This window comes from Chamaesiphon sp. (assembly GCF_041738855.1).
Lineage (GTDB): Bacteria > Cyanobacteriota > Cyanobacteriia > Cyanobacteriales > Chamaesiphonaceae > Chamaesiphon.
Genome location: NZ_JBGSPA010000119.1, coordinates 1 through 24,209, shown reverse-complemented (window position 1 = coordinate 24,209; position 24,209 = coordinate 1). Strand labels below are relative to the sequence as shown.

The following is a 24,209-nucleotide window of genomic DNA, read 5'->3' as shown; positions in this document are numbered from 1 at the left end:
TTAAATCAATGTTTTTTCAACTATTAATGATATTGATGGTGGATTTTAATGTGCCAAAAATTGAAAAAATTCTGCTGTTAGCCTAAAAGTGTTGAAATGCCTGAGTTTGAGGAGACAAAACTTCATCGAACTCAGGTTATTGGTGTCGGGAAGATTTGGAGAAGGCTCAGGAGTTGATGCTCGATCGATTGCGATCGACTGGTCATCTATTATTGGTTCACTGGATTGTCGATGCTAGGGTACTACCATTGACTGGCGATGAGGTACATGATGCGTTCTTAGCACTCGTACCTACTCGGCTCAAGCATGTCAAGAGTTTGACAGAACCAGAATATCGGTTAGACTTGTTTGAAAAAATCTAAATTGATGTGCGGTAAAATAAGGTTAATCAATGCTATTAGATTTTAATTTGGTAGGGTGGGCACTGCCCACCAACACATCATCGCTCAAATTCGATAAGTATTGAATGTGTCCGATCGATCGTTTATGAGTTATTACTTGTAGTGAATATATGTGGCGAAGGTGAGATTTATCTCGATCTCCTGGTGAAGAAATGGCGATCGCGGAGCGTGCCGGAGGTAATCGAAATAAAGCAGTTTAAACTCTTATTGCTACGGCTCTGAATGGTCTGTGGGCAGTGCCCACCGTACTTTTCTACTTTTCTACTTTTCTGTCCCAGAATGCCAGAATCAATAAGTATAAGTCAATCGATCGCGCCATCATTCATACCCGATCGTCTTCACCAGATCGATCCCGCACTGATGTTAATTATCAGCGCGCCATACTTTAATTTGACGATCGCCACCAGCAGTTATAAATCCTTGTCCACTCGGTTGAAAGGCGATCCCTTTAACGGCACCTTGATGAGCGATAAAGCTAGTAATTAATTGCTGGGTAGTGACATCCCAAAGGTTCACCATCCCATCTAGAGAGCTAGAAGCGATCGTGGTACCATCGGGACTAATTGCCACTGCTAATACCTCATCCTGATGCCCAGATAAAGTGTGATGATTTGATGAACCTAATTGACGAACGCCCACAGTGCGATCGCTACTACCACTCACAATTATTTTGCCATCTTTACTAATTGCCAACGCATGAATCGATCGCTCATGTGCCTCAATTGTCTTGAGCAATTTTTGCTGTGCCAAATCCCAAAATCGTAGTGTGCGATCGGCACCCGCACTGATTAAGATTTTCCCATTTGGCATAAACTGCATCGCCAACACTGCTGCTTGATGTCCATCGAGAGTATAGATAATTTTACCGCGCTCGGTACTCCACAATCGAATGCGGCGATCGGCACTACCACTTGCCAAGATGTTGCCGTCGGGACTAAATTGAACGCTATAAACAAACCCCTGATGACTATCTAAACTACTAAAATCAGTGCGTAATTCTTGGAGTGAGTTATTGACTGATTCTCTGCGGCGCAGTTGGACGCGTCGCTGCTTGTCTCCACTGGCGATCTGACTGGCATTGGGACTGATGGCGACTGCATAGACTGAGTTATTGGCACGATAAGTTGCGATCGGTTGTTGGGGCATAGTTAAGTTCCAAACTGCCACAGTGCCGCCATCATCGCCACTGATGAGATACGTACCATCGATCGATAGGGCGATTGTCTCGATCGGTTTACGGTGCCACTCGACTGTCGATGTACAGATCCAGCGATCGTTACGCTCAACTGGAACAATCGCTGGAGCGATTAGCGGCGTAGTTATCTCAATTGTGGAACGATAACTCGATTCAATACCGCTAGTTTTGGTGGAAATATTACTCGCTGTAAGTGTAGCGATCGCCTCAAGTGCCGCTTGGGCTGTCGGATAGCGATCGATCGGTCGCGGTTGAATTAATTTATCGATAATTTCACCCAATTTGGGGGCAATTGAGTCAGCTAAACTAGTTCGCCAGATCCATTGGCTCTGAAGATCGTCAAATAGATCTAGCGGCGAAATTCCAGTCAATAAATTGAGACAAGTCACCCCCAAACTATACAGATCGCTCGACACAAATGCTCGACCCCATCCTTGTTCTGGTGCCATGAATTCCGGTGTACCGATCGTCGTGCCCTGCGGTGGTTGCTGCTCTTGCCCAGCGACTCCACCTACCACCGTCATCTTCGCCGCCCCAAAGTCTACTAGATACAACTGGCGATTGTCAGTCCGCCGAATGATATTTTCAGGCTTGACATCGCGATGAATAAATCCGTGGCGGTGGATATAGTCGAGCGTCGGTAAAATTGCGCCCAATAATTCCCAGATTTGAGCATCTGTGAATTTCCCCTGTGCTGCCAACTCAGTTTTGAGATTTTGACCATCGATAAATTCTTGTACCAAATATTGACGACCATCTGAGGTGATAAAGTAAGCCAATAACTTGGGAATATTGGGATAATCTAGCTGCTCTAAAGCACTTGCTTCTTGCGTAAATAATTCAGCCGCTTTCTGCGCGGCATTAGTCCCCTCCACCTGGGGGAAAAATTGTTTGATAACGCAAAAAGGTTTCGATGGCTTGTCCTCGTCGATCGCTTTAAATGTGCGCCCAAACCCACCTTGACCGATCGGGGCTACCGCCAAGTAGCGATCGCGCAGTCTCAATCTCCCGCCACAATTTCGACAAAAGTTACTCTGAGGCGGATTTTCAGGGCGTAAGCAATTAGGATTGAGACAGTAACTCATGCAGCTCTGATTTAGCCTGTCGAACTTACATCAATTTTAGTCTACTTATTGGCAGTCGCGAATACTTGTTGCCACCACAGATGCAATGGATAGTATAGGATTGGCATCCATAAGCCGCTTAGGAGCGCGGAAATCAGTACGGTCGTCCATTGATTAGCCCACACATGACTGAAGCCCTCAAAGCTGGTTTCGACCGACTGGGCGATCGCCACCTCAGCTAAATACTGTAATCCAGTCACTGACTCGCTGACAAATGTCAACAGCACCGTCGCGATGCTTACTCTCAAGATTGTATCTTCCAAATAGCGGTGCTTGTGTAGCCAGAAAGTCAGGACACCCACAGTAGTCAGACTCAGCACATGCGTCGGCATCGTCCCCAGTGTAACGGCGGCGGGAAAAGTCATCGCATCCTGAATCAGTCCCAGCACTATCCCCGCCGTCGCCGCTTGCCAGATCGATCGATGCAGACTCCACGCGATCGTCCACATCACCAGCCAACTCGGCCCTACGCCCAAAACTTCCATCCCTGGAAAGCGAGTCGGCAACAGGATCAGACATAAGCCGACGGAACCACCGATGATGAGCAGGTGCAGTCCAGTCCGAGTAAGTGGATGTAAATTAGTAATATTCATGACAATCCTTGTGGACGGTGAATGGTGGATAGTGAATAGAGCACGATTGTCGATCGATCGGGTGAGATAGGGAGTAAGTAGTTATGCAGAATTAAATATGAGATATCCAAAGACAGACGATCGAGCACACCATTCACTATCCACCATTCACTATCCACTATCCACCATCAATCAGCGTGGTTTCGCAGGTAATTTCGGGGGAGTAGCAGGTAGGGGAGTAACAGGTGAGGGAGTACTTACTACTGGTACCACGGCACGGGGATCGTGGGGATGAACCGTGACCCATTCGAGTGCAGACATCGGCGCGGTAAACTCAACGATCGCTTCTGGTGCTGGGGATTTATTGAGATTGATTTCAACCACTCTCCCGACTGCCAATCCGGCTGGAAATAACTTGCTGACAGCCGAAGTCACGACGACATCACCTTTTTTGGCAGTCGGACGTTTATCAAAAAACTGTAATACGGCTTGATTGGTACGAGTTCCTTGTAAGATCCCCATATTTCGCGTCCGACTAATCGTCACACCCATGCGACTACTAGGATCGCTCACCAACAGGATGCGACTGGTATGAGGTGAGACACTCACGACGCGACCGACCAATCCACCAGTCCCGACGACGATCTGGTCGATCGCCATCCCGTCAGCACTACCCCGACCGATGACGACCTGCTGCCACCAATTGTCCGCACTGCGGAGGACGATCGGTGCGAGGACGCCCTTGGTGGGGACTGCCGCGCTATAGTTAGCGAGTTGTTTGAGCTGTTGATTTTGATACTTCAACTCTTCCAGCTCATTTTGGAGCTGCTCCACGCGCGCAGTCTTGAGGTAGTCAACCTGCCGCGCCTGGGGCTGAAATGGGCTAGACAGAGCATTGTAGACTTCAAATACGAGTGCATGTTGAGTCTGCAACAATAAATAAGTACCGCCGACGATCGTCCCGCATCCCAATAACTTCAGGGCATTTTTGTCCCACCAGCGGCGCAAAGTAAACATATTTCGGTGCTTGTTGTGTGTTGCTTGTTGTGTGTTGGTGACGATCGATTGGTTACTCATTTCCTAGCTTCAAATTGCGGAGTTCGCCCTGTCGGGTTCCCCGACCATGAAACGAACCCAAGTTAGATATCTAGGGTGGTGAGTGAATGGCGATTCGCGATACGTAGGGTTCCCCAAGGGTTTAGCGAATCAGCGACGCATCGACTGGGAGGGAACCTCCCAGTCGATGCGTCAAGACAAGACAGTGGATGGTGATTTCTTGGCTAAGAAAGGAATAGTTAAAAATCAGGGTGGCAGGGACATCTAGATATTCCCGCCACCCATCTACTTGACTAGAGACTGCGCGATCGACCGCTAAAGACTCGCTCCATGTGCTTGAAGTTTTCGAGGACTTTTCCAGTCCCCAAAACGACGCAGGTGAGCGGATCGTTGGCGATGTGAGTCACGATCCCAGTCTCATGACTGATCAGGGTATCGATGCCTCTGAGCAGCGCACCACCCCCAGCCAACATGATGCCGCGATCGATAATATCCGATGCCAACTCTGGCGGTGTCCGCTCCAAGGTGCGCTTGACAGCTTCAATAATCACCGAGAGGGGTTCGGACATACTCTCACGGATTTCCGGACCTTTGATCGTTACTGTGCGGGGCAATCCCGACAGGAGATGCAAGCCGCGAACTTCCATGGTAATGTCATTGTCCTCGGGCGTCGGATAAGCAGAACCAATTTGGATTTTGATCTCTTCGGCTGTCCGTTCCCCAATTACGAGGTTGTGGACTTTCTTCATATAGTTGACGATCGAATCACTCAATTCGTCACCAGCAATCCGCACGGACTCACTGATCACCGAACCTTGCAAGCTCAATACCGCTACTTCTGTAGTCCCGCCGCCGATATCGATAATCATGCTCCCAGTCGGCTCTGCCACAGGTAAACCCGCACCAATTGCCGCTGCGATCGGTTCGTCGATCAGCAATACCTCACTAGCACCTGCTTGGAGTGCTGCGTCCATCACCGCCCGCCGTTCTACCGCCGTGACTCCACTCGGAATCCCGATCGCTAGCCTGGGTCTGATCACGTTGCTCCCTTCATTGGCACGTTGAATGAAGTGTTTCAACATCATCTCCGCCGTGTCAAAGTCAGCAATCACGCCATCGCGGAGTGGACGCACCGCGATCACATCGCCAGGGGTTCTCCCCAACATTTTTTTGGCTTCGACACCCACAGCTAGTGGCATTTTCGTCTTTTGGTCGATCGCCACCACTGAAGGTTCTGCCAGAACGATACCTTTGCCAGATACATAGACCAGTGTATTGGCAGTTCCCAGGTCCATACCCATATCCCGGGATAAGGAAAAGCGATTGAAAAAACCCACGAGCTTCATTGCCCCCAAATTATAAATAATGGATTAAATATGCAGTTAACCATAGTGAATAATCATATAGGTTTTATCGATCGTTCCCCGTTAGCGATCGGTTATCGAAATCGCTAGGTAATGATTTTTAGTCTACAGTCCGATTTACTACAGCTCTACAGGTGGTAAAAACCTCACCTTGTTCAGACAACGCTTCGTTCCACTGCGTGAATCTTATTACGTTTTGCTTCGTTCGTCTAGTTGCGATCGCCCACAGATTTAGGTTAATGACTAGATACTGGTGATATGCATAGCGGTAGGCGAAGAGAATTTGTGAGTTGCGGTTTTTTCTAGTGTGGGCAGAACCCGGATCTGGGGGTACCGACCCCCAGACCCCCCGCTGAGGAGCGGGACGCCGCCCCTCAGACTCCCCTGCGTATGGATTACTTGTGTGTAGCGTGGTGCGGAATTCGCTCCATTTTATGTTTTAGTTAGAAGTTATTCGATTCGGTAGATCTAAAGATCTGATACTTCGTTACGCTCATTGCATCACGCTGCACGAATGAATAGCTTGTAGCAATTTTCTCAACCTGAATTGAAGTCCTGGCAAAAATCTGGTAATCAGTTTAGTCAATATCCCAGCTCACTTGGGCAGATTCCCATTCAGTCAGTGATTCTCGCGCTTGTAGCCACTCTTGGGGGATACCTGCGTCGCCTACCGATAGAGCTACGATACCACCGACGATCGCGCATGTAGTATCGCGATCGCCTAAACCACTCACCGTCGCCCACATCGCCGCCTCGAAGTCATGCAGGTGCCTCACAGCACACCAGATCGTAAATGGTACGGTATCTGGAGCCGATACCATCGTCCCATTGCCCAGTACGGACACGGCGGTAGTGACGCTACATTCGAGCGGTAATTCACTCGCTCTTTTTATCCCGCTTTTGGTATCGCTATCGGGGAGTAACCCGAGCAAATAAGTAAATAGTTCTTGTGGCTGAGAGTGGGTAGCATCGCGATGATTCCACGCCCAAGCTGCGGCTAGAGCGATCGCTAATGCGCCGACTTTGCCCTCCAGATGGCTGTGGGTAACTTCTGCTGAAGCTACTGCTTGAATTTGCAACTGGGCTAGATCTTCAGCGTAGAAGCCGCCCACAGGTGCCACCCGCATCGCAGCCCCATTGCCATACGAACCCATCCCGTCAAATACCGCTGGCGCAACCACTCGCCAGTCCTCACCCTTGCAAAATTCACGGAGGATATGATGCGCCATCCCACCATAGCCGCGTCGCGGATTGCGGCGATAGTTATTCGCAAATCGACTGGCTAAATAATCGCGATCGATCTCGCCCCATTCTCGCAATGTTTCGACAATACCGATCGCCATAATCGAGTCATCAGTCAAGTACCAGGGCGGTGCGGGTAAGGCTTGGAGATCGATCGCCATGGACATATTTTCGGTATTCCCAAAAAACATCTGCCCAAACGCATCGCCAATTGACAAGCCTGTTAATGCTAATTCCGCCCGAGTCAATGGTTGCATCTGCTATTAATTTTTAATGTACTTTTCAAAAATGTTACTAAAGTCGCGCTTAGTATATCGTTCTAGCATGGTGGCATTCAGATTAGTGAGCATAGCATTGTAGTGCCTGACGATCGTTTCTTCGCTCTCGATTTTATCGATTTTATACATTGAAGATACCGACTGAAGACACAGCAGGGCATTATCGCGGGCGATCTTTTCTTTACTTTGAATTTTGCCGATCGTAATCAATACTTTATAGATATCTTTGAGTGCTTCGATACACTTTTTTTCCAAATCGATGCTAAAAGGCGGCACACCTTCTAATGTAAATTTGAGTTCGACATCTAGATCGATCGTGCCAGCAGTCTCGATCGATACTTGGGATACTTTGTGGCTAGAATAGTCATACCGTTTGACTGCTCGCTTGCTAGAGATTGCCGAATCGCCGTCAACATGAATCAATGCTAGGTTGGTGAAGCAATATTCATCCTTTTTGGACTTAATTAAGAAAAAGATCTTTTCGCCATCCTCATGAAATAGATAATCATCGGCAGCTACCTTATCGTAATCCGCTGGAGCGACAATAATCCCGATATCACTGATGCCTAGAGCTTCTGCTGCAATTCTTTTAAACATTTTGTTACCTGCCAGTTCGTATGTCTAAATATACCCTTTTAAACTAGAGATAATGCGATCGCGTTATTTTCTAGATCGACTGCAATTTCAGCGATGGCAATCCTGAATCAGACCCTTGAGTATCAATTGTGGTGCGTATTGTCAAATCTCGCCAATTTGAGCTTTGACACTAGCGTAGAGTTCTTTAAATAATCGCTGTTGCACGTTGTGATCGACGATCGCCAGTGGATAGCCGACTTGATGACGGGTGAGGGGCAGGATCTCACCACTGAGAATTAGTTTAGTGTCGATCGATCTCAATTCTGGTACCCACTCGCGGATATAGTCGCCATCTCGATCGAACTTTTGGGCTTGAGTATAGGGGTTGAAAATTCGCAATGGTTTGGGGTCCATCCCGCTCGATGCGCTCCATTGCCAGCCGCCATTGTTTGCAGATAGATCGCCATCGATCAGCCGCTGCATGAAGTATCGCTCGCCCCATTGCCAGTTGATAATCAAATCCTTGGTGAGGAAACTAGCGACGATCATCCGACAGCGATTGTGCATCCAGCCAGTTTGATTGAGTTGGCGCATCGCAGCATCGACGATCGGATAGCCTGTTTTGCCCTCACACCAGGCTTGAAACTGATTTTCATCATTTGTCCAGGGAAAGTGCTTGAAGGGGGCGCGGTAAGCCCCCTGGGCGAGGCTGGGAAAATGATACATTGCCTGTTGATAGAACTCTCTCCAGGCGATTTCCTGTTGCCAGGTGGTAATTCCCGCGCGGGCTTCGTCGCTACGAGCATCCGTCATCGCAGCGGTTGTCGCCGCCCACACGGTACGAATCCCGATCGTACCAAATTTCATCGCCGCACTGATGCCCGCTGTACCTGCGGCGGCGGGATAGTTGCGTTGTTCGTCATAATCAGCGATCGATCGATGGCAAAATGCGGCTAGACGCTGTGTGGCTGCACTGGTGCCTGGGGCTTGGGCGAGGGGATGCTCCCAGATATATCCCAGATCGGCAGCAGTGGGCAGATCGATCGTCGGGACTTGCGCTAGAGCTTGCTGCTCGGTGGGAGTTAGTTCGCTACTTGGTAATTTTACTTCTACTGGCTCTGGTTTCGCTTTGAGCATCCAGTTCCGCCAGAAAGGTGTATAGACAGTGTAAGGCTGATTATTGCCAGTCCTGATGCTGGTAGGATCGTGGAGGAGCTGATCCCAATTAGTATGGACTTGGATGCTTTGCGCTTGTAAGGCTGTGGTGACGCGCTCGTCTCGAGTTTGGGCGTATGGATCGACATCATGATGCCAGTAGACTGCTGTGGCTGAGAGGGCACTAGCTAGCTGCGGGATTTTTTCAACCGGATCGCCATCGAGAAATAATAACTGACTCCCCGCCTGACGGTAGTCCTCAGCCAAGGCTTTCAAGCAGCCAACTAGATAAGCAACCCGTGCTGGAGCGACACTATCATCGAGAATCGATCGATCGAAACAAAAAACACCAATCACTCTCGCTTGGGTCAGACTTGCTTGCGCTAAACCGATACTATCGGAACTACGAAGATCGCGGCGATGCCAAAATAAAACCAGATCTGACATGAAATTTAGCTTATCTAGAGAAAGTTGGATAGCTTACAAGCTGGGTAAATAATAACCCAACATCCCTGTAATTACTGGCGGGGATGTTGGGCTGAGCGCAATGCGAAACCCAACCTACGGATGGCTTTGCTGATTTTACACCTCAATAACTTTGAGCTTTATTTACCGTTATTGACCAGAGAGGCAAAGATCGAATTGACACCTACTGTCGAAAGATTGCCGATCGCTTTCGGAACACTGCCTGCTAAAGCACCGATCGCGACATTAAACAGTTTGGCGGGTTCCAACTCGTCTTTGACCAAATCCCACAATTGTCGAACTTCACTAATATGTAGGCGGTTGTCTTCTGTCAGTGCCATCACAATTTGATTGCGTAGCGATCGACCTTCGGTAGACATCAAGAATTGTAATCCTAATTGGGCAGTAGGGAGCAGGTCGAAGTTATTATCGCTCCGTGCGATCCCGATCATGTTTTCCAAGCGTTGCCACTGGATTTTGCCATCTTTGACGATGACTTCAAGTAGGCGACGCCGCATTTCTGGTGTTTCGCCATTGAGCAGTCTTTGAGCAACGTAGGGATAGCCAATTTCAACAATTTTAAACTCGGGATTGAGGCTCAGTGCGATCCCTTCTTGGGTAACGAGGGAGCGAATGATCAGCGAGAATTGAGCGGGAATGCGGAATGGATACTGGAACATCAATTCCGAAAATTCATCGGTAACTGTTTTAAAGTTAAAGTTGCCAACATTTTCACCGATCGCATTACCTAGTACCCGCTCTAGGGCGGGGATAATTGGTGAAATATCGATATCTGGTGTCAAGAAACCCAGTTTCACAAAGTCATCGGTAAGCGATAAATAGTCTTTGTTGATTAGATGCACCACCGATCCGGCGATCGTTTCTTTGGTATGCTGGGTGAGTTGATCCATCATCCCGAAATCGATAAATGCGATCCGTCCGTCAGCGAGGGCAAATAAGTTGCCAGGATGGGGATCGGCATGAAAGAAGCCAAATTCTAACAACTGTCTCATCCCAGAGGAGACACAAGCTTTAATCAGTTTATCGCGGTCGAGTCCGACTCTTTTAATTCCTTCTAAATCGGTTAATTTAATCCCATCGATCCACTCTAAGGTAAGAACGTTGCGGCTGCTGTACCGCCAATAGATCGATGGCACTTTTACCCCAGGATCGTCTTGAAAGTTGGCTGCAAATTTCTCAGCATTCCGCCCTTCATTTTCGTAATCGATTTCTTCAAATAGCTTAGTCCCAAACTCATCAACAACAATCGTCAGATTGTCGCCCAAATTTAACGGTAAGAATGGTTTGATCCAAGTAGCTGCCCACCGCAATAAGTACAGATCGCGGGTAATAATCGGCATGAGATTGGGTCTTTGAACCTTAACCGCTACCTCTTCACCACTATACAATCTTGCTTTGTAAACTTGCCCCAAACTCGCAGCAGCAACTGGACGCGGTGAGATTTCTTGATATAGTTCTTCTACCGATCGCTTGAGTTGAGATTCGATGATTTGCATCGCCAACTCATTATCAAAAGGTGGGAGTTGGTCTTGTAATTTGATCAGTTCGTCTAAAAAGTCTTGTCTGACTAAATCGGGACGAGTTGACAGCGATTGCCCGACTTTAATATATGTCGGTCCCAACTGGGTGAGGATTTCGCGGAGCTGATTTGCCCGCTGATTCTTATTTACTTCAGTATTGCCAATTGATCGATCGAGTAGTAAACCAATTGCGAATCCTGCAAACAACCAAACGACCGTCAATGCCCGCCAAATAACTAACCATGGACGCCTATTGTAGTAACTGGAAATTGCTTGGGGATCGTAACGCCGCAGTTGGGCAAGTGGTTGCTGACTCACGTTTTGAAACTGTCTCCTACTCGATTGATTCGTATTATGATAATTATTGACTGATGAAGTTAACTTTCGTTACGTTATTCCATATTATCTTAACTTTCTCGCCGCAAACAGTGAGGTTTTCCTTAATATTAGTATACAAAAGTATATAGTCGATTGCAATAAGGCGATAACCGCACCAACATCGCCAACACCTAAACTCAGACCCTATTACCTCATGATAAAGGATACAATTGGCTGGGAGAGGGTGGAAAGCACACCATCTGCGGGGAAAGCCGCGATCGACTGCGAGGAAGCGCGGAAGGCACGATCTAACCCGCTCCCATCCCACCCCATCGATGCACCATTCACTATTCACCTAGACATCTAATGTAAAGGTGAATGGTGGATGGTGAATCAACACTGTCTATTTCTTGGGTGGGAAGGGAGTAACTTGACACTGGGAAGAAAATAGTTGTAACCATGCAGAAATTACTAGTTACTGGGGCGAGTGGCTTTTTGGGTTGGCATCTGTGTCAACTGGCGCGCTCTGAGTGGGAAGTAGTAGGAACTTACGATCGCCAACAGATCGAGATCTCAGGCGTTGAGATCCAGCAACTTGACTTGACGGATCGCGATCGAGTAGCACAGGAAATCGATCGGATCGCACCAGATGCGATCGTCCACACTGCGGCAGCATCTAGCCCAAATTTTTGTCAATCCCATCCAGCCCAATCTTACCAAATCAATGTATTAGCAGCCGATCGACTCGCTCAGATCTGTGCGTCGGCTCAGATTCCGTTTGTCTTTACATCTACCGATCTGGTGTTTGATGGTACACAGCCACCGTATCTAGAGACAGCTCCAGTCTCCCCGATTAATACCTATGGCGAACAAAAAGTCGCCGCCGAACGAGCGATCCGGTTAGCCTATCCGCAGGCGTCGATCTGTCGAATGCCGTTGATGTTCGGGATGGCACCACCGACGGCGAATAGCTTCATCCAGCCGTGGCTGAAAGCCTTGCGTTCGCAGGCAAGTTTGCAGTTATTTACTGACGAATTTCGGACGCCTGTTAGTGCTCTCACCGCCGCTCAAGGCTTGCTGATGGCGATAAATATCCCAGGAATTTTGAATTTAGGCGGTAGGGAGCGAGTTTCTCGCTATGAATTTGGGAGGTTGCTAGCTGAAGTATTTGAGTTTGATTTATCGTTACTCTCGCCGATCTCCCAGCAAGATTTACCGATGGCGGCTCCGCGTGCGGCGGATGTCTCGTTGGATAGTACCAAAGCGATCTCGCTAGGATACAATATACCAACGTTACGGCAGGAGTTAATTACAATCTCTGCACAAATAGGTAAGTAACAGCCGCCAAGATTGGGCACGATCGTCAATTCAAACAGTTGAATATTAAAATAATTGCATAGTCAAATTTGACTCGATCGATTAATCACCGCTAATATGAATGACCAATTCGCGATCGTAGCGGTGTTGGCGGTGTTCCCAGAGATAGATACCTTGCCAGGTACCAAGTACCAATTTCCCGCGCATGATGGGGATTTGTTCGGAGGTATGAGTGAGGGCGGTACGAATGTGTGCGGGCATATCGTCCTTTCCTTCAGCAAAGTGGATGTATTTGCCATCTTCGGGGACTAGTTTGGCGAGGAAATTTGCCAAGTCGATTAAGACATCAGGATCGGCATTTTCTTGGATTACCAAACTAGCAGAAGTGTGTTTGAGGAACAAGGTACAAAGTCCGGTGGTAATGCCTGATTCGGCGACGATTTTCTCGATCTGGGTGGTGATTTTGACAAAGGATTTGGGGGTGCTGGGAATAGTCAGAAGTTTTTGGTAGTGAGGCATGATTTAATTAATGCACAGTCAATTATTCGGCTAGGTATGCAGCGATCGCACTGGCGATCGCATTATTACCATCAGTTGCCAACTTACTATTCAATCGAGGTGGCTGTAATGGTTGGTTGAGAAAGTCCCAATCAGTCGTGAAAAATTGCTCGGGACTGATTACTTGATGGTAACCATAATCTTGCATCCCATTGAGGATAATTGCCGACTCAGCAAAACCAGCACGGGTGAGCGAGACAATTGGAATTTCTAATTTTAAAGCTTCGGCATAGGTGGCATATCCTGGTTTGGAAACCACGCGATCGCACAATGGCATAAAATCGACTGGACGATAAGCTCGATCGCGTACCTTAATTAAATTCGGTAAATCTGGGGCACGAGCATCGAGGGTGATAAATTGATAATCTGGAAATTTCTGGACATTCTGATAGGGAATGGCATCGATACTCAATCCGCCAAATGTCAGTAGGATCGTTTGCGATTTTGGTTGAGTAAGCTGAAATTTGGCGCGGATGTCTGCAAGTGGATACTTAGGATCGCCGCCAGTCAAGCCAACATCTTCGATCGCGGGAAATCGATCCATCGACTCATGCAATGGTACGCGAAACAACCTGTCGCAAAGTCCATAACACTCACCAATCCAGTCAGCAATCGGCGTAAATTCTCGACCAAAGTCTCGATAAATAAAGTCCCAACCAAAGTTACCAGACATCCAACAGGGTACGCCTATCTTGTCAGCAATTAAAGTTGCTAATGGCGGTGCGTCTGCAAATACTAAACAGACATTGTGCGCTTGACAAAATGCTACTTCTTCGGCGATTATTTCATCCTTTTTAGCGATGAGATCGTGCCAGCGGATGAGAGTGGCATCCAGATTCATATTGAGACTATCAGTCTGGACTACGCCGACATCAAAGCTGCGCTGACGATAGCCAAAATCGCGATCGATATAGCATTCCAATAACCATCGGGGTGCAGTCGTCGCGATAATGATGTCGATCGAGGGCAGTAGCTGTTGCAGCTGTCGGGCGATCGCCGCAGTTCTCGCCGCATGACCAAAACCATGATCGGTAATCGCAATATAAATCGTCGGCTGCGGCATGTCAAGATGGCACTAGTGCTTTAGTTTATCATCTTACCCAAACATTGCACTAATTCATCAATTTCAGTAGTAGTGGTAAAATAATGCGTGCAAGCGCGAATACATTCAGGATCGACGATCGTCCGCAAGTAAAAATGCTGGCTCTCCAAAGATTGCACTAATTTAGCACGATCGCCTGCCTCGATTTGAAAAGATACTAAACCCGATCGTGGTGCCGAATTATTGAGACATTTAAGTCCTGAAACTTGTTGGAGCTGCTCCCATAGATAAGTAGCCAGCTCGACAATTTTGGCAGCGCGATCGATCGCATTTCCCCAAGCTTGGTGAGTCGCAATTGCCGCCCGCAAGCCAGCATAGAGGGGATAGGCAGATGTCGCCACTTCATACCGACGCGCATCATCAACTAGTGGCAAATCTGGCTGACTATAGTCCAAACTCCGCCACCCAATAAAGGTGGGGTCTAAACTTGCCAGCGCATCGGGATGAATATACAAACCTCCCACTCCTTCAGGGCCACACCACCACTTGTGTCCGGTAAATGCGTAAAAATCGATCCCCAATTCCGCTAAATTGAGTGGTAATAAACCAACTGATTGCGCGGCATCTACTAAAATCCGAATCGGTTGCGCCGCTGGATATTGATGGATCGCTGCGGCAATTTCTGCTAGTGGCAATACCTGTCCGGTATTCCACAGGACGTGGCTGAGTACAACCAATCGGGTTCGGGGTTGTAAATGTGTCGCAATGATAGCGACAGGATCGCCCGTATTGAGCGTTGCTTGGAGCGGGAATAAATCGACGATGACTCCAAAGCGACGACAGATTTCGTTGATACTGGCAATCACCCCAGGGTGTTCGCAGTCAGAGAGGAGGAGGCGATCGCCAGGTTGCCAATTTAGACCCCAGAGGGCGATATTACAACCTGCTGTAACATTTTCGGTCAGGGCGATCGATCGAGCTGTTACACCCAGCTCTGTCGCGATCGCCTGACGGGTCAAATTTGACTCGTGCGTCACCAATGCGCTAGTTTTGAGTCCAAATGGCCCCATTGTCTGGATCTGCTCGTATGCTGCCACGATCGCCGCCAAGGCAGCTTGCGGCATCGGCCCCTGTCCACCATAGTTGAAGTATGCTTTATTGGTTAAAGCCGGAAATTGGTGGCGGTGTGTATTCATCTGGAGAGTCGGAAGTTGGGGATTATGTCTATTTCTGGGGTGGGAAGGGAGTAGGATCGAGCCGAGTTCAGGAATTCAAATCTTTCGGTACCACTGTCACTAACCGATCTTTACCATCCCGCAAGATCCGGACTTGGAGCTGTTGCGCGACGTGACTATTTTCCATCACATCTTGCAATTGATTGGCATCGTGGATCGCCTCGCCATCAACTTCGAGGATGGCGTCACCACGCCGCATTCCGGCGATCGAGGCGGCTGTATTTGGCAACACGCGCACGACTAGTACCCCATTGACTGCGGGGATTTGGAACATCGCATTGGGATCGTTATTATTCTCGGTGGCGATGGCGGGTGTGAGGGTAACCATTTGGACGCCGAGATAGGGGTGTGCGACTTTTTCCCCGCGCGCTAGTTGAGTGTAAATCTTCTTGGCTTTGTCGATCGGGATGGCAAACCCGATGCCCATCGCATCTGCCCGAATGGCGGTATTGATCCCGATCGCCTCTCCTTGAGCATTGAGCAGTGGCCCCCCCGAATTGCCAGGATTGATCGCTGCATCAGTTTGGATGAAATCAATGCGTTTGTCGGTCATCCCGACGGTAGAGCTAGCACGTTTGAGCGTACTGACAATCCCTAATGTTACCGTATTGTCCAACCCGAATGGATTGCCGACGGCGATCGCCCAGTCACCCACTTTGACCAGATCGGAGTCCCCTAATTCCGCGATCGGGAGATTTTTCGAGCCGCTGATTTTGACTACTGCTAGATCGGTCACCGGATCGACGCCGCTGACTTTCCCCTCAAAAACCCGCCCGTCCTTGAGCGTCACTGTCACCTTATCAGCGCGATCGACGACGTGAGCATTGGTCAAAATTACCCCATCGCGATCGATAATAAAGCCCGAACCCTGACCGCGTAATAGTTGCTGCTGGGGTAATCCGGTCATCGCTTCATCCCCAAAAAATGGGTCGATCCGGCGGGTAATCGTCCGCTCGGTATCGATCCTCACCACTGCCGCTCCGACTCGCTCGACGGCTTTACTGACAAAGCTACTACCACTATTTTCCGCATTGGCGATCGCACTGACTGGCACCGCTGCTAGCATTGGTAACGGAAAAAAGGTCGCAATGACAATCGCGATCGCCGCGATCGCATAACCCAGTTTTGACAGTTTCATATTTTAGTCAGCGATTGTAATAACTCTTATTCCTTATTGTGCCAATTATTCATCGCAAAAAGGGGCGAAACATTTGTTTCGCCCCTTTTTTGAGTCAGTGACTGAGAACTAGATTAGCCGCGACCGCTAGGAGCGTTATTACGCGTGGGCGGTACTTCCGGTGGAATTGGTGCAGTCAGGATCGGGCTTGGCTTACACGGACAACCGACGCCACCACCAGCAATGACGAGGAACTGATTGAAGTCGTTACCTCTGCCAGAGATGCCGTCGTTCCAGCCAATTCTGACCCCCTGAGTGCCCAAGGAAGTCGCATCGTTGTCGAACCGCGCTAACTGTGCGCCGCCATTTTTGTCTGGAACCGAGTAGACAGTGGTGGTACCTTTACCTTTTTGAGTTGACTCTAGATAGAGGGTATAGGGAGTGCCGGACTTGAAGGTGAATTCAGCAAAAGGCTTGCGGACAGCTTTGCCAGCAGTACCGCGATAGTTTCTACCAGGTCGATCTTGCGCGCGACTCTCACCGATGAGGGGTATTTTCTCACCAGTGGCGAGATTGAGCACTCCAAAGGTCGATTGAGCTGAGTTATTGGAGCTGAGAAATTGAAACTCAATAATGGTATCTCGATCGAATTGAACGGTGCGATTATTGAATTGTTCGTCAGCACTAGCAGCCGACTGTACGAGTGTCCCAAATGCTGCTGTAGCGATTATCGTTCCGATAGGCTTCGCCAACGCGCTACAACCAATTAGCAGTTTCCGAAATGTGGATATTTTTGTCATTATTCCCTAGCCTAACTTTTGATAGTTAACGATCGATCCTGGCAGTCATCACCAGCAGTTTGCTGAAAGTTGCGGCAACAGAGCGATGATGACTCACTCTGTTGCTGAAACTGGCGATCGTGCTGATTCATTACATTCTAGTTACCACAGTGTGGTGTCAGCTCTTCGCGTAGCACTGTCGTTCTTGACGGATTCAATGAACTGTTGGGCTTCGGCTTTGGCGGCAGCAAGCTCTGCTGCTGCACTGGCTTCGGCGGCTCTAGCTGCTACCAATTCGGGGCGGTCTGTCGGCGGAGTGGCAGCAGTATCAGCATTGGGACAGCCGCAACTAGCGAGATCGGCAACGGCTTGACGACCGTAGCGAACGGGGCTGGTATCAGCCGCTACAGGTTGTACTGTTTGCGCTTGGGCAAGGTTGGCTACTGCGGCATCATAATTGCTCTGTGCCAGACTGATTCTAGAGGAGAGGGAGCCAGCCCGACCAGTAATTGCGGAGCTAAAGCCGCCAACGGAACTACCAGGGGTAAAGGAGCCGCTCGGAGAAGTCGATACGCCAGTACCACCAGCGTTGCTCTGATTGGTGGTTTGAGCGATCAGTAGGGTACCGCGATCTGCCCGCACAGCCTGGGTGTTGAATTGCGCGGCGGCACTAGCTGACGGCATGAACCCAGCCAGTGATGCTGCAACTACTGTACTACAGCCAACGATCGCTCTGTGGTATTTAGATATATTTTGCATTGACATCCAACCTTGTTTGATGGTTAATTATCGGTCATCGAAACGATTGTCAGCGATTCTCCACAGGAGAGGCTTTGCCAACGACATTTGCCATAGCTTACCAAATGTCGATCGGATTTAGAATCTAAAAGCTAAACTTGCGCCCAAGACGAATCTAGCTCCATCTCCAGCTCCAGTAATATCACGAAAAGCCGGAGTGATCACCAAGGGGAAGTTATCAAATGGTGCTACTGATACCCCTGCTGCCAAGTCTTGTCCCGTCCATTCGACGATCGCACTGATCGGTCTAGCCACCCGCACACCCACAGAACCAAACACATTTAGTCCTGTGCGATCGATACTAGCATTCCGATCGAATGGTAGGAATACCCCACTACCGACGCCAGCAGTTAGAGCCACCCGACTGAAGACATCATTGATATCTTCACGGGTGCGGAGGATCTTGCTACCGACTAAATAGTAAGAGTTGTTGGGGTAGTCAGAAGGTCCATTGCCATTGCTACCACCGCCAAACTGGATTTTGGCAAACTGGTTCCAACCGATCGCCACTGCGGCATCATCGCCGATCCGTTTGTGCAGTTTGGCACTAAAGCCACCACTCCCAAACCCAGCACTAGAGCCGAAACTGTTCAGACTGTACGATACTTCAGCACCGATCGAGTTGATGGCATCGCCCAAACCGATCCCGATCCCTGCTTCACCATCAGAAGTTTGGCTAAATCTAGTGCGACTTTGATAGTCTACCGAAAAGAATACGAGGTTGTTGTCCGCCCCAAATCCAACGGGGTTGAAAATCGAAAAGCTCGGGGAGATCTTGGGTTGGTAGGTTTCAAATTTTTCTCCAGCGGGCGTCTGATTATTCTGGATATTATTTAATTGATTTTGGATCTCCTGGTTGCCTGAATTGGCTGGAGCTGAAGGGGCTGGAGTTGGCGTTGCCGGAGGCGCATCGATCGGCGTCGGCGGTGGTGGTGGCACTTGGGCGAGGATGTCGCTAGCGACCAGGGGTGTTGCTGAGAACGCCTGGTAATCCGCGCTGGACAATAATTTGCCTAAACTAGCAGCGTTACCACCTGTAGTGGTAGGTGCGCTAGATTTGATTTCAGGGCTAGCGTGACTCGTCGATGCACTAAACAGCGGCATCAAACAGCAGCCAACGTACCACATTAATCTCTTCATGATTGAAATTTCCCGAATATTTTAAGGAGCTGATGCGTAAATTTTGGGTGCCTAGCTTGGATATAGTAGGAGATCTAACTGAAACGTCAGCTAAAATACTGAGTTAGATTTCGATCTTCAAAATACACTGTCGGTATTTTTCTAAATCCTAACATGGCGATGTTGAAGACCGTCAGCCATATTACTCAAGCTAGACTGGTTGCGAGTATAGTTTTGATGTTTATTTTGGACAAGGATATAGTCAATCGTCCGATCGTCAATTGCAAGATCGTCAGTTTCCTGATCGGGATCGAACGATGTTTGCTCGGGTCGGTCGAGACGAGCCTGAAGCTAGACGCGATGACTGCCAAGCTGCTCAGCAGATCGACTCGATCGTTTGAGCGATCTGAACCCTGCACCTATTTACTTACTGGTGAAAGCGATTTGCCACTTCAGCAAAAATACCCATCTTACGTAGATTCGGAAATTTACTAATTAAATTTAATGGCGATCGCGATGTGTGCTTGTCTCTAATTGTACCCACCAATTTAGCTCAGATGCCCAGATGTCAACAAGCTGTCAACGACCGTTTGTTGCATACTACAGACATTATAAATAATGATGAATACCATATTCTAATTGTTCCCACTCGCGCACTGAAATTAACACCAAGGCAAGAAAATATCTAGATTTTAGATAGTAATACCAATTTAAAGAATTAACACGACAGCTGTTTTCCCCACCCAGTGACGCGCGATACGTAGGGCAACCCGAGGGTTTAGCGACCCAAATCACGCGGAGGTTCCCTCCGCATGTGTTTGGGTCAAGACAGCGCGTCAAGACAACCTCCCATTGGAAAGGGGAGGAGCCAATCTGTCATTCAGCCCCTTTTATTTGGGATGAAAAAATAAAAAAGCTAAAATTGCCGCTGCTGGCGATCGGTCGCTAGTGGCGAATGTGGGATAATTTAGATCCAAGTGCCGTTTTTTACCAGCGGCTTGCTCCGATCGGGTTTCCCGCCCATGGCAGCAAGACAAGACAGGAACGGCGAGATCACCGTAAAATTAACCACAAAATGCCGACAGCGATCGCCGCCTCAACTATTAATTCCTTCCCGCTCACTGCGGTGGTGGGACAAGAAGCAATCAAACTCGCACTCCTACTGGCGGCTGTCGATCCAAATCTCGGTGGCGTGGCGATCTCCGGCGGTCGCGGGACAGCCAAATCCGTGATGGCAAGAGCAATTCACGCGCTCCTACCACCGATCGAAATCGCGATCGGCGGTGTGAGCAACTGCGATCCAAACCAGCCCAATGAGTGGGACGATCGATTAGCAGAGTTGCAAGCTCTCGATCCCACTGCCGAAATCCCCACCAAGATCGTGCCAGCTCCATTTATTCAGATCCCGCTCGGTGTGACTGAAGATCGCTTACTCGGTTCGGTCGATTTGGACAAATCGGTACGGGAAGGAGCCGCTGTATTTCAGCCAGGACTATTGGCTCAAGCGCATCGTGGCGTATTGTATATCGATGAAATCAATCTCCTCGACGACCAAATTTCCAATCTCCTCCTCAGCGTCCTCACCGATGGGCGCAATCAGATCGAGCGCGAAGGGATTAGCTTTCAACATCCCTGTAAACCGTTGCTGATTGCCACCTACAATCCCGAAGAAGGGACATTACGAGAACATTTGCTCGATCGGATTGCGATCTCGCTCTCGGCTGATGGCGTACTAGAAATCGACCAACGGGTGCAAGCCGTCGGACAAGCGATCTCCTATACTGATTCACCGCAAGTTTTCTTGACTCAGTATGCCGAAGATACCGACAACATCAAAACGCAGATCCTGCTCGCGCGGGAATGGCTCAAAGATGTCCAAATTACTCAAGCACAGATCGCTTATCTAGTCACCGAAGCTCTTCGTGGCGGCGTGATGGGACATCGCGCCGAGTTATTTGCCGTGCGGGTCGCCAAAGCCGCCGCCGCACTAGAAGGACGCACCAATGTCAATGCCGAAGATCTGCGCCGTGCGGTCGAGCTAGTCATCGTCCCCCGCGCTACCGTCATCCAAACCCCGCCAGACGAAAATAATCCCCCACCCCCACCACCGCCACCGCAGCAACCTCAAGACCAATCCGAGCAGGAGCAAGAAGAGCAGGAAGAGGAAGACAATGAGGATGATGAGCCAGAAAATGAAGACCAGCCAGAAGAGCCGCCCAATATTCCTGAAGAGTTCGTATTTGATATCGAAGGGGTGATCTTGGACGATACCGTCTTGTATTTTGCCCAAACTGCCCAACAGAAACAGGGCAAATCCGGCAGCCGCAGCATGGTATTTTCCGAAGATCGGGGGCGGTATGTCAAGCCAATTATCCCCAAGGGGAAAGTCCGTCGGATTGCCGTAGATGCGACATTGAGAGCGGCGGCACCTTACCAAAAATCGCGTCGCTTGCGTCAGCCCGATCGCCAGGTGATTGTCGAACCAGGCGATATTCGCGGTAAGAAATTGGCGCGTCGATCTGGCGCGCTGGTGATATTTGTCGTCGATGCTTCGGGTTCGATGGCTCTCAATCGGATGCAGTCAGCCAAAGGCGCGGTGATGCGCCTCCTGACCGAAGCCTACCAAAATCGCGACCAAGTAGCCTTGATTCCATTCCGAGGTGAGCAAGCAGAGGTATTATTGCCGCCGACGCGATCGATCGCGATGGCAAAACGCCGCCTCGAACGTCTCGCCTGTGGGGGTGGTTCGCCGCTAGCACACGGGTTGACGCAAGCGGTACGGGTGGGTGTGAATGCTCAAAGTTCGGGTGATGTCGGACAAGTAGTGATCGTGGCGATCACCGACGGACGCGGAAACGTCCCCCTAGCGCGTTCGCTCGGCGATGCGATCGATCCCGAACAGAAGCCCGATATCAAGCAGGAGCTACTCGATATCGCCTCGCGCATTCGGGCAATTGGGATTAAATTACTCGTCATCGATACTGAGAATAAATTTATCTCGACAGGATTTGCCAAAGAGCTAGCCAAGCAAGCCAATGGTAAATATCATCATCTCCCCAAAGCCACCGAACAAGCGATTGCGGCTACCGCCATGAGTGCGATCGGGGATATGCGGTAGTGTTAACAGTTGACAGTTGACAGTTGACAGTTGCGGATGCAATCACGCGGAGGAACCCTAGTGCATGTGTTGCACCAGCGTCTCGCAGAGAGGGTTTAGCGAGACAAGACAAGCAAACCCCTGCGCTTCGTTAAAACTTAATCAGGGTGCGAATAACGCCGACGTAGGTGGTGCCATTTGCGGCATTATGGTCAGGATTGGTAATAACTAACACGCCTAATGTCGTGGCGATATCTTCAGCTACAGGTATTCGATAAAATGCTTCCAGGTGCAGGGAGGTATCGGGGTCGGAAAATGACGCTCCATTGGCGGTAAATTGATTGTGAGTTACTTTGGGTGGTTGACCGATAATAATCCCCGCCAAGCTATTCTTACCGCTAATATCTACTAGCGATAGGGTAGCCGCCCAGTTGAAAATATTCGCACTCGGATTTCCAGGTAAATCCATTGCTTGGGCGCGGGTAAGTCCCGCCCAGCCGCCGAGATAAATGTTGGGGGAAATCTGCGCCGATGATTGTACTCCGAAGGCATCGGCAACGATCGCATTACTTGTATCATTGAAAGGGTCATTGGATCGATCGCTGCCTGTATTTGTATCGAGTCGATTGAAGGATTTAATGTAGTTGACACCGATGCCAAATTGGGGATTAGGTTTGTAGGTAATTTGAGCGATCGCACCATAGGAGCCACCGAACAATCCCCGATCGATCTCATTTGCATCATCGGCAAGATAACCCAATCCGACGGTAAAATCTGTCCCAAGTTTGTGGGTGATGCCGAACCCAGATCCTCGCCCTTGACGGTAGATCGGATTTCGCACTCCAAATCGTGAAATAGTGCCTTCACTACCACTATCTAAATGAGGATTTAACGGATCTCCAAAAGTAGCTAAGTTTCCACCCCTTGCTGTAGCAAATAATTCGGTGTTATTGTCGATCGGGAACCGATATTCTAAGCGATTGAGCACAATTTGACCGTTAGTATTGCCTTGATAAGAGATGCGCGTCATATCGCTACCCGTGACTCTATTTACGGCGGCAATGTCACTCTTTTGGAGCCTAACCCTGAGTCGATCGAATCCAGTGAAACTGGTATTAATATTCAATCTAGCTCGGTAGCCAGCCTGGATACGCCGATCGTTGTTATCCTCATCTTCGATCGGATTGCCGCCAATGCCAAAGCCTGTAAGCAATACCTCTCCCGATATTTTGGTGCCGAGTGGAAATTTTGTTTTTTCTGGTTGGCTATTATCGATTTTGGCTGGTGTAGATGAAATTGTATTGCGGTTGCTAGATATACAGTTTGATACGCAAGATTGTCCCCACACATCGATCTGTGAATTGGCAAATTGAGCTGAGAGTTTGTCCCTATTTTCTCGATTCCGCAAAGCGGACGCTACTCGAACGGGTAAGGTTACTAATTCTGGGACGAAATCTTTTTTTAAACTTTCGATCGCGGCTAGATTCGATGGTGAAATTGGTTGTTGACGATCTAATATGTGAGTGATGAGAGATTGGAGTGCGATCGCGAATTCATGGCGATTGCTTGGTTGTTTATCGATCGAATTAGCTGCGGAATGAGGACGCGAAATATATCGCTGCTGCAATCTTAGCAAGAGTGAATATTGACGAGTTGTAATTTGTAAATCTGATGATTGCGGAGCGTTTTTAGTGCTGACAAGTTGCGGGGGTGTCGAGGTAAATAGGGCTTGCTGAAGAAGACTATAACCCGCGAAGGGAGACGAATTCAATCGATAACGGGAAGAGCGAAGTCCCAGAAAATTAGCTAAGATCGGTCTAAAGCCTAGTCCAAGGTGTTAATACTCATGTACCGACAAGT

At 49.0% G+C, this 24,209-nt stretch carries 20 protein-coding genes; 4 read left to right on the top strand and 16 right to left on the bottom strand.

Features of this window, described 5'->3' with window-relative positions; translation table 11 throughout:
* Positions 1-155: 155 nt before the first annotated feature.
* On the top strand, positions 156-362 hold the full coding sequence (locus ACEW9I_RS11150; protein WP_373540410.1) for a hypothetical protein: 207 nt from the start codon (positions 156-158) through the stop codon (positions 360-362).
* A 402-nt stretch (positions 363-764) separates the two neighbouring features.
* Here ACEW9I_RS11150 and ACEW9I_RS11145 read toward each other — a convergent pair whose 3' ends face one another.
* The 8 genes from ACEW9I_RS11145 to ACEW9I_RS11110 form a co-directional block, all read right to left on the bottom strand.
* Positions 765-2,681, bottom strand: coding sequence for a protein kinase (locus ACEW9I_RS11145; protein WP_373540409.1), 1,917 nt, complete (start codon positions 2,679-2,681; stop codon positions 765-767).
* A 41-nt stretch (positions 2,682-2,722) separates the two neighbouring features.
* Positions 2,723-3,313: a rod shape-determining protein MreD gene (gene mreD, locus ACEW9I_RS11140; RefSeq protein ID WP_373540408.1), complete on the bottom strand. Its 591-nt coding sequence runs from the start codon at positions 3,311-3,313 to the stop codon at positions 2,723-2,725.
* A 171-nt stretch (positions 3,314-3,484) separates the two neighbouring features.
* Complete coding sequence (gene mreC, locus ACEW9I_RS11135) at positions 3,485-4,369, bottom strand: rod shape-determining protein MreC (protein WP_373540407.1); 885 nt, start codon at positions 4,367-4,369, stop codon at positions 3,485-3,487.
* 272 nt (positions 4,370-4,641) lie between these two features.
* Positions 4,642-5,649: a rod shape-determining protein gene (locus ACEW9I_RS11130; RefSeq protein ID WP_373540406.1), complete on the bottom strand. Its 1,008-nt coding sequence runs from the start codon at positions 5,647-5,649 to the stop codon at positions 4,642-4,644.
* Positions 5,650-6,290: 641 nt separating this feature from the next.
* On the bottom strand, positions 6,291-7,211 hold the full coding sequence (locus ACEW9I_RS11125; protein ID WP_373540405.1) for an ADP-ribosylglycohydrolase family protein: 921 nt from the start codon (positions 7,209-7,211) through the stop codon (positions 6,291-6,293).
* Positions 7,212-7,217: 6 nt separating this feature from the next.
* Positions 7,218-7,829: a PH domain-containing protein gene (locus ACEW9I_RS11120; RefSeq protein WP_373540404.1), complete on the bottom strand. Its 612-nt coding sequence runs from the start codon at positions 7,827-7,829 to the stop codon at positions 7,218-7,220.
* Between the two features lie 141 nt (positions 7,830-7,970).
* On the bottom strand, positions 7,971-9,410 hold the full coding sequence (locus tag ACEW9I_RS11115; protein WP_373540403.1) for an FAD-binding domain-containing protein: 1,440 nt from the start codon (positions 9,408-9,410) through the stop codon (positions 7,971-7,973).
* A 158-nt stretch (positions 9,411-9,568) separates the two neighbouring features.
* A complete protein-coding gene (locus tag ACEW9I_RS11110; protein WP_373540402.1) occupies positions 9,569-11,287 on the bottom strand; it encodes an ABC1 kinase family protein in 1,719 nt (572 codons plus the stop codon).
* Between the two features lie 459 nt (positions 11,288-11,746).
* Between ACEW9I_RS11110 and ACEW9I_RS11105 the strand changes: the two genes are divergently transcribed.
* On the top strand, positions 11,747-12,625 hold the full coding sequence (locus tag ACEW9I_RS11105) for an NAD(P)-dependent oxidoreductase (protein WP_373540401.1): 879 nt from the start codon (positions 11,747-11,749) through the stop codon (positions 12,623-12,625).
* Positions 12,626-12,706: 81 nt separating this feature from the next.
* Here the strand turns inward: ACEW9I_RS11105 and ACEW9I_RS11100 are convergent, their stop codons facing one another.
* The 7 genes from ACEW9I_RS11100 to ACEW9I_RS11070 all read right to left on the bottom strand — a co-directional run bounded on the left by ACEW9I_RS11100 (position 12,707) and on the right by ACEW9I_RS11070 (position 19,273).
* Positions 12,707-13,123, bottom strand: coding sequence for a secondary thiamine-phosphate synthase enzyme YjbQ (locus ACEW9I_RS11100; protein ID WP_373540400.1), 417 nt, complete (start codon positions 13,121-13,123; stop codon positions 12,707-12,709).
* 22 nt (positions 13,124-13,145) lie between these two features.
* The gene (locus ACEW9I_RS11095; protein WP_373540399.1) at positions 13,146-14,225 is read right to left on the bottom strand and encodes a glycosyl transferase; all 1,080 of its coding nucleotides are present in this window, start codon (positions 14,223-14,225) and stop codon (positions 13,146-13,148) included.
* A 20-nt stretch (positions 14,226-14,245) separates the two neighbouring features.
* Complete coding sequence (locus tag ACEW9I_RS11090) at positions 14,246-15,400, bottom strand: aminotransferase class V-fold PLP-dependent enzyme (RefSeq protein WP_373540398.1); 1,155 nt, start codon at positions 15,398-15,400, stop codon at positions 14,246-14,248.
* A 67-nt stretch (positions 15,401-15,467) separates the two neighbouring features.
* Positions 15,468-16,577, bottom strand: a complete 1,110-nt coding sequence (locus ACEW9I_RS11085; protein ID WP_373540397.1) for an HhoA/HhoB/HtrA family serine endopeptidase — start codon at positions 16,575-16,577, stop codon at positions 15,468-15,470.
* A gap of 113 nt (positions 16,578-16,690) precedes the next feature.
* Complete coding sequence (locus ACEW9I_RS11080) at positions 16,691-17,356, bottom strand: hypothetical protein (protein WP_373540396.1); 666 nt, start codon at positions 17,354-17,356, stop codon at positions 16,691-16,693.
* A 141-nt stretch (positions 17,357-17,497) separates the two neighbouring features.
* The gene (locus ACEW9I_RS11075; protein ID WP_373540395.1) at positions 17,498-18,094 is read right to left on the bottom strand and encodes a hypothetical protein; all 597 of its coding nucleotides are present in this window, start codon (positions 18,092-18,094) and stop codon (positions 17,498-17,500) included.
* Between the two features lie 117 nt (positions 18,095-18,211).
* Positions 18,212-19,273 (bottom strand): hypothetical protein, encoded by a 1,062-nt coding sequence (locus ACEW9I_RS11070; protein ID WP_373540394.1) that lies wholly within the window; start codon positions 19,271-19,273, stop codon positions 18,212-18,214.
* Positions 19,274-19,426: 153 nt separating this feature from the next.
* On the opposite strand from ACEW9I_RS11070, the gene ACEW9I_RS11065 reads away from it, so the two are divergent.
* Together ACEW9I_RS11065 and bchD are read left to right on the top strand one after the other, a co-directional pair.
* The gene (locus tag ACEW9I_RS11065) at positions 19,427-19,747 is read left to right on the top strand and encodes a hypothetical protein (RefSeq protein ID WP_373540393.1); all 321 of its coding nucleotides are present in this window, start codon (positions 19,427-19,429) and stop codon (positions 19,745-19,747) included.
* Positions 19,748-20,327: 580 nt separating this feature from the next.
* Entirely contained in the window at positions 20,328-22,370 is a 2,043-nt protein-coding gene (gene bchD, locus ACEW9I_RS11060; protein WP_373540411.1) for a magnesium chelatase ATPase subunit D, read from the top strand.
* A gap of 130 nt (positions 22,371-22,500) precedes the next feature.
* Here bchD and ACEW9I_RS11055 read toward each other — a convergent pair whose 3' ends face one another.
* Positions 22,501-24,120: an iron uptake porin gene (locus ACEW9I_RS11055; RefSeq protein WP_373540392.1), complete on the bottom strand. Its 1,620-nt coding sequence runs from the start codon at positions 24,118-24,120 to the stop codon at positions 22,501-22,503.
* Positions 24,121-24,209: the final 89 nt, after the last annotated feature.

What these genes read in the sequence shown, in the direction of transcription:
- ACEW9I_RS11145 (WP_373540409.1), bottom strand. Translation starts at nt 2,681, where the DNA reads ATGAGTTACTGTCTCAATCCTAATTGCTTACGCCCTGAAAATCCGCCT.
- mreD (WP_373540408.1), bottom strand. Translation starts at nt 3,313, where the DNA reads ATGAATATTACTAATTTACATCCACTTACTCGGACTGGACTGCACCTG.
- mreC (WP_373540407.1), bottom strand. Translation starts at nt 4,369, where the DNA reads ATGAGTAACCAATCGATCGTCACCAACACACAACAAGCAACACACAAC.
- ACEW9I_RS11130 (WP_373540406.1), bottom strand. Translation starts at nt 5,649, where the DNA reads ATGGGTATGGACCTGGGAACTGCCAATACACTGGTCTATGTATCTGGC.
- ACEW9I_RS11125 (WP_373540405.1), bottom strand. Translation starts at nt 7,211, where the DNA reads ATGCAACCATTGACTCGGGCGGAATTAGCATTAACAGGCTTGTCAATT.
- ACEW9I_RS11120 (WP_373540404.1), bottom strand. Translation starts at nt 7,829, where the DNA reads ATGTTTAAAAGAATTGCAGCAGAAGCTCTAGGCATCAGTGATATCGGG.
- ACEW9I_RS11115 (WP_373540403.1), bottom strand. Translation starts at nt 9,410, where the DNA reads ATGTCAGATCTGGTTTTATTTTGGCATCGCCGCGATCTTCGTAGTTCC.
- ACEW9I_RS11105 (WP_373540401.1), top strand. Translation starts at nt 11,747, where the DNA reads ATGCAGAAATTACTAGTTACTGGGGCGAGTGGCTTTTTGGGTTGGCAT.
- ACEW9I_RS11100 (WP_373540400.1), bottom strand. Translation starts at nt 13,123, where the DNA reads ATGCCTCACTACCAAAAACTTCTGACTATTCCCAGCACCCCCAAATCC.
- ACEW9I_RS11095 (WP_373540399.1), bottom strand. Translation starts at nt 14,225, where the DNA reads ATGCCGCAGCCGACGATTTATATTGCGATTACCGATCATGGTTTTGGT.
- ACEW9I_RS11090 (WP_373540398.1), bottom strand. Translation starts at nt 15,400, where the DNA reads ATGAATACACACCGCCACCAATTTCCGGCTTTAACCAATAAAGCATAC.
- ACEW9I_RS11085 (WP_373540397.1), bottom strand. Translation starts at nt 16,577, where the DNA reads ATGAAACTGTCAAAACTGGGTTATGCGATCGCGGCGATCGCGATTGTC.
- ACEW9I_RS11080 (WP_373540396.1), bottom strand. Translation starts at nt 17,356, where the DNA reads ATGACAAAAATATCCACATTTCGGAAACTGCTAATTGGTTGTAGCGCG.
- ACEW9I_RS11075 (WP_373540395.1), bottom strand. Translation starts at nt 18,094, where the DNA reads ATGCAAAATATATCTAAATACCACAGAGCGATCGTTGGCTGTAGTACA.
- ACEW9I_RS11070 (WP_373540394.1), bottom strand. Translation starts at nt 19,273, where the DNA reads ATGAAGAGATTAATGTGGTACGTTGGCTGCTGTTTGATGCCGCTGTTT.
- ACEW9I_RS11065 (WP_373540393.1), top strand. Translation starts at nt 19,427, where the DNA reads ATGGCGATGTTGAAGACCGTCAGCCATATTACTCAAGCTAGACTGGTT.
- bchD (WP_373540411.1), top strand. Translation starts at nt 20,328, where the DNA reads ATGCCGACAGCGATCGCCGCCTCAACTATTAATTCCTTCCCGCTCACT.